This window comes from Paracraurococcus ruber, assembly GCF_004353985.1.
GTDB classification, from domain to species: Bacteria; Pseudomonadota; Alphaproteobacteria; order Acetobacterales; family Acetobacteraceae; genus Paracraurococcus; species Paracraurococcus ruber.
On the sequence record NZ_SMOA01000346.1, the window covers coordinates 1 to 4,873 of the forward strand.

The 4,873-nt window shown below is 75.9% G+C and carries 5 protein-coding genes; 4 read left to right on the forward strand and 1 reads right to left on the reverse strand.

Annotation, left to right across the window (positions count from 1 at the left end):
• Nucleotides 1-515 precede the first annotated feature (515 nt).
• On the reverse strand, nucleotides 516-2,123 hold the full coding sequence (locus tag E2C05_RS28645) for a hypothetical protein (protein WP_133223042.1): 1,608 nt from the start codon (nucleotides 2,121-2,123) through the stop codon (nucleotides 516-518).
• A 140-nt stretch (nucleotides 2,124-2,263) separates the two neighbouring features.
• Here E2C05_RS28645 and E2C05_RS28650 point away from each other — a divergent pair, with 140 nt between their 5' ends.
• The 4 genes from E2C05_RS28650 to E2C05_RS28665 form a co-directional block, all read left to right on the forward strand.
• The gene (locus tag E2C05_RS28650) at nucleotides 2,264-2,968 is read left to right on the forward strand and encodes a vWA domain-containing protein (protein WP_133223043.1); all 705 of its coding nucleotides are present in this window, start codon (nucleotides 2,264-2,266) and stop codon (nucleotides 2,966-2,968) included.
• An 8-nt stretch (nucleotides 2,969-2,976) separates the two neighbouring features.
• Nucleotides 2,977-3,684 (forward strand): J domain-containing protein, encoded by a 708-nt coding sequence (locus E2C05_RS34920; protein ID WP_133223044.1) that lies wholly within the window; start codon nucleotides 2,977-2,979, stop codon nucleotides 3,682-3,684.
• A gap of 183 nt (nucleotides 3,685-3,867) precedes the next feature.
• The gene (locus E2C05_RS28660; protein WP_192912536.1) at nucleotides 3,868-4,743 is read left to right on the forward strand and encodes a UTP--glucose-1-phosphate uridylyltransferase; all 876 of its coding nucleotides are present in this window, start codon (nucleotides 3,868-3,870) and stop codon (nucleotides 4,741-4,743) included.
• A gap of 18 nt (nucleotides 4,744-4,761) precedes the next feature.
• On the forward strand, nucleotides 4,762-4,873 hold a 112-nt coding region (locus E2C05_RS28665), incomplete at its 3' end, for a hypothetical protein (RefSeq protein WP_133222982.1).

Genomic DNA, 4,873 nt, shown 5'->3' on the forward strand with positions numbered 1-4,873 from the left:
GGCGCCGGACCACGCGGCGCTCGGCCGGGTCCGGATCGTGCTGGCCGTGCGGCGCGGCCGGCTGGCCGTCGCGGCCGCGCCCTGGCCCTCGCCCGATCGGGCGCGCAAGGCCGTGGCGCGGCAGCCGGCACGCCCGCCGCCGGCATCACGCCAGCCCCCCGGCATCGGCGATCGCTGGATTCCGCAACGGCCCCAGGCTATAGGAATATCATCAACGCCACCGCCGCGTCGGCCGGACCCCTGGCGGCCCGCCGCCTAAAGCGCTCAAAACCAAAATTCCTGAAGCGGCGATGGCGAATTCCGCTTCCGGCGCAGGGGCTTCGGCGTGAAAGGGCCGCAACGGACTCAGCGGAATTGAGCCGGGCCGGTCGCGGCGGATGGCGGAGCCGGGACGGGACGGCCGACCGCACCGGGGCGGGTCGCCGTGCGAAGGCCGGGCGCGGCGACGCCGCCGGACCCGCAATGGGCCGGGGCGACCCGCGGGGTCATCCGGCCCCGCCCGCGCGCGCCCGGCGCTACCGCGCCGTCGCGCCCAGCCCCAGCAGGCGCTGCATCTCCGCCGGGCCGCCCATCAGGGCCAGGGGCAGCTGGCCGAGCGGCAGAGGCCGGGCGGGACGGGCGGTCACCTCCAGCTCCTTCGCCTCGCCGCGCAGGAAGCGCTGCACCGCCGCCAGCACCGGGCCCAGCGCCCCGGCCTGCGGCCCGCCGCGGCCGGCGCCCTGCCCGCTGCCTGGTCCGCCCCCTGGCCCACTCCCTGGCCCGCCCCCCGGCTGGGTCAGCGCCGCGGCGGCCTGGGACGACCATTGCTCGCGGATGCGGGCCTCGGTCAGCCGGCGCCGCCGTGCCTCGTCCCGCACCGCGCGGCCATAGAGCGACTGGTCGAGGTAGCGGAGCGAGAGGGCGACGAGGCGAAGCTGCTCCCAGTCCTGCGACTCCGCCGCCTCGGGCGTCACCCCGTCCAGCGTCAGGGAGAGGCCGAGCACGCCCATCTCCCGCCCCGCGAGCGAGAGGGAGCCGATCTCCAGCCGTCCCGCGGCGCGGTCGTAGCGCGTCTCGGCGGTCAGGTCGGCGACCAGGGCCGGGTAGCCGAAGCGCTGCAGCCAGTCGGCGAGGCCGGGAAAGGGCTCCAGCCGCAGCTCCCGCAGCGCCACCCGCCCGGTCTCCGGCCCGCTGCCCGGCGCGTCGCCCTGCAGCCGCAGCGCGCCGAGCGAGCCGGCCGGTGCATCGCCGGCGGTCGCCGCCACCTCCTCCACCTCCAGCGCCCAGGCGGCGGTGGCGCGCGGCGGCGCGGATTGCGTGCCCATGGCGCCGATCGTCGCGGCGAGGTCGAGGCCGCGCAGCGCCACCCGGCCGATGCGCACCCGGTCCACCAGGCCGAGCTGCGGCGCCAGCACGTCGATGCCCGCGACCGTCACCCGGCCCGGCCGGCCGGCGCCGTAATCCTCGATGGCGATCTCGGCGATCGCCACCTGCGGGTCGCCCTCGGTGGTCAGGGCCTCGATGCGCAGCGAATCGAGCGCCAGCGCCTCCGCCGGCGCGCCGCGCGGCGCCGCCAGGCCGCGCAATTCCAGCCGCGCCATGCGGGTGACGCTGGCATCGGCGCCGGTGACCGTGATGTCGCGGGCGCTGGCGGCGGCGATGCGGTCCTCGCCCATGCCGTCGAGCGTCAGCTCCTCCACCGCCGTGGTGCTGCCGCCGCGCGCCATGGTGGCGCCGAGCAGGCGGACGCTGCCGGTCGCCGGGTCGATCGGCGCGGCGCTGCGATAGGCGAGTGCGACATCGGCGCCGAGCAGCGCCCGGAAGCGGGCGACCGCCGGCAGCTCATCCGCCGGCGGCGGCACGGCCGCGGCCGGCGGCGGAGCGGCGGGAGGGGGTGTCCCGGGCGAAGCCGAGGGCGGCGGGGCAGGCGCCGCGAAGGGCTTCGGCCCCGGCAGCGGTTCGCCGAATTTGTCGAGGCCGGGACCGGTGGGCGGCGCGGGCGGCGGCGCGGCGGCCGGCGGGTCCTCGGGCGGCGGCTTCGCCTGGGCGAGCGCGGTGCCCGCGAGACCGCCGAAAGCCAGCCCGCCCGCCAGCAGCCAGGCCGCCGCCGCACCCCAGACCCACCGCGTCCCGCGCCGCTGCATCGCCCGCCCTCCGTCCCGGCGGGAGCATAGGAACATCACGCCCCCGCGCGCCATGCCGCGGCACGTGACAAGCCCGCGCTACCGGCCCGGCCGCGTACGGGAGACTGGCGATCCCGCACCCGGCGGCCCACATTGGCGGGATGAGCAACCTGCCGGACAAGCCGGGGGCCAATGCCGCGGTCGCGGCCTTCCTCAAGCGGGTGGAAGGCATGCCGCAGGTGCGGCCGGCCTCCGGCCGGCGTGGCCGCCTGGTCTTCGCCATCGACGCCACCGCATCCCGCCAGCCGACCTGGGACCGCGCCTGCCAGCTGCAGGGCGAGATGTTCCAGGCGACGCGCGACCTGGGCGGCCTCGCCATCCAGCTCGCCTACTATCGCGGCTTCATGGAATTCGCCGCGACGCCCTTCCTGACCGACAGCCAGGACCTGACGCGGCGCATGGCCGGGGTGCAGTGCCTGGGCGGGCAGACGCAGATCCAGCGCGTGCTGGAGCACGTCCTGTCCGAGAGCAGGCGCGACCGGGTGAATGCCCTGGTCTTCGTCGGCGATGCGGTGGAGGAGGCGGTCGACCCGCTCTGCCACCTCGCCGGCCAGCTCGGCCTGCACGGCACGCCGGTCTTCACCTTCCATGAAGGCGGGCATCCGCAGGCGGCCGAGGTGCTGCGGCAGATCGCCCGGCTGTCGGGCGGCGCCTATGCGCCCTTCGACGCGGCCAGCGCCGCCGCCCTGCGCGACCTGCTGCGCGCCGTCGCGGTCTATGCCGCGGGCGGGCGGCAGGCGCTGGCGCGGCTGTCGGGCGGCGCGGCGCAGCGGATCGCCGGCCAGCTGCCGGCGCCGAAGGGCTAGCGGCGCGCATGGTCTGGCTGGCGGTCGGCGCCGGGCTGCTGCTGCTGGCGCTGTGGCTGCTGCGGCTGTTCGCCACGGCGCGGGTGGAGACCATCCGCAAGGGCGCCATCTGGGGCGGCGCGGCGATGGGCGGCGTGCTGCTGCTGGTGCTGCTCAGCACCGGGCGGGGCGCGCAGCTGCTCTGGTCGCTCGGCCTCTTCGCGCCGCTCGCCTGGCGCTGGGGGCAGGGCTGGATCGCCTCCCGCCGGTTCCGCCGGAGCGAGGGCATGGGCGGCGGCGCCGGCGGCGAGAGCGCGGTGGAGACCGCGACGCTGGCGATGCGGCTGGACCATGCGACGGGGCGGATGACCGGCCAGGTGCGGCGCGGCCGCCAGGCGGGGCGGGAGCTGGCGGCGCTGACGCTGGTGGAGCTGCTGGCGCTGCTGGCCGAATGCCGGTCGCAGGACCCGGAGAGCGTGCCGCTGCTGGAGGCCTGGCTGGACCGGGTGGAGCCCGATTGGCGGGAGGCCGAGGCGGCGCCGCCGCCGGGCGCCGCCGGCCCCGGCCGGATGACGCGGGAGGAGGCGCTGCAGGTGCTGGGCCTGGCCGAGGGCGCGACGGAGGAGCAGATCCGCGCCGCGCATCGCCGGCTGATGCGGGCGGCGCATCCCGACCAGGGCGGTAGCGACTGGCTGGCGGCGCGCATCAACCAGGCACGGGACCTGCTGCTGGGCTGATTCGCGGCCGGGTTTCGGCGGCGGAGACGCCCGTGAATTCCGCCACGCCGCTGCCTTCATCAACCGGTAAGCCGCGTTGAGCAGAGAGTGGTCTGCCTTGTCCGGCCGGGCGGCGCATGGCATGCCACGCCGCCCGCCGGGCTGCCGCATGTCCGCCCGACGCCGCATTGCCAGGAGAGGCCAGTGTCCGCAATGAAGCCCCTGAAGAAGGCCGTGCTGCCCGTCGCCGGCCTCGGCACCCGCTTCCTGCCGGCGACCAAGGCCCTGGCGAAGGAGATGCTGCCGGTGGTGGACCGGCCGCTGATCCAGTACGCGATCGACGAGGCGCGGGCCGCCGGCATCGAGCAATTCTGCCTGATCACCGGCCGCGGCAAGACCCAGCTGGTCGAGCATTTCGACGTCGCCTACGAGCTGGAGCGGACGCTGGAGGAGCGCGGCAAGACCGACGTGCTGGCGCAGCTGCGCGGTGATGCGATCGAGCCGGGATCGCTGCTGACCGTGCGGCAGCAGGTGCCGATGGGCCTCGGCCACGCCATCTGGTGCGCCCGCGCCTTCATCGGCGACGACCCCTTCGCGATCCTGCTGCCCGACGACCTGATGCTGTGCGAGACATCGTGCACCGCGCAGCTCGCCGCGGCCTATCGCGAGACCGGCGGCAACGTGGTGGCGATCGAGGAGGTGCCGCGCGACCGCGTGAACCGCTACGGCGTGCTGGATGTCGAGAAGGACATGGGCCGCCTGGTGTCGGTGAAGGGCCTGGTCGAGAAGCCGCCGGTGGACAAGGCGCCGTCCAACCTGACGATCATCGGCCGCTACGTGCTGATGCCGGAGGTGATCGGGCACCTGGCGCGGATGGAGCGCGGCGCCGGCGGCGAGGTGCAGCTGACCGACGGGATGGCGCGGCTGATCGGCAACCAGCCCTTCCACGGCCTGCGCTACCAGGGACGGCGCTTCGACTGCGGCGACAAGCTCGGCTTCCTGGAGGCGCAGGTGGCCTTCGCCCTGGAACGGCCGGACATGGCGGCCGGCATGCGCGACATCCTGCGCCGCTACACCTGACCTGGGCCGCCGCCCGCGATGCGCATAGCGATGATAGGGGCCGGGTATGTCGGCCTGGTGTCGGGTGCCTGCTTTGCCGAGTTTGGCGTGGATGTCTGCGTGGTGGACACCGATGCCGGGAAGGTGGAGG

Coding starts and splice junctions, on each gene's coding strand:
- E2C05_RS28645 (WP_133223042.1), bottom strand. CDS start 2,123: ATGCAGCGGCGCGGGACGCGGTGGGTCTGGGGTGCGGCGGCGGCCTGG.
- E2C05_RS28650 (WP_133223043.1), top strand. CDS start 2,264: ATGAGCAACCTGCCGGACAAGCCGGGGGCCAATGCCGCGGTCGCGGCC.
- E2C05_RS34920 (WP_133223044.1), top strand. CDS start 2,977: ATGGTCTGGCTGGCGGTCGGCGCCGGGCTGCTGCTGCTGGCGCTGTGG.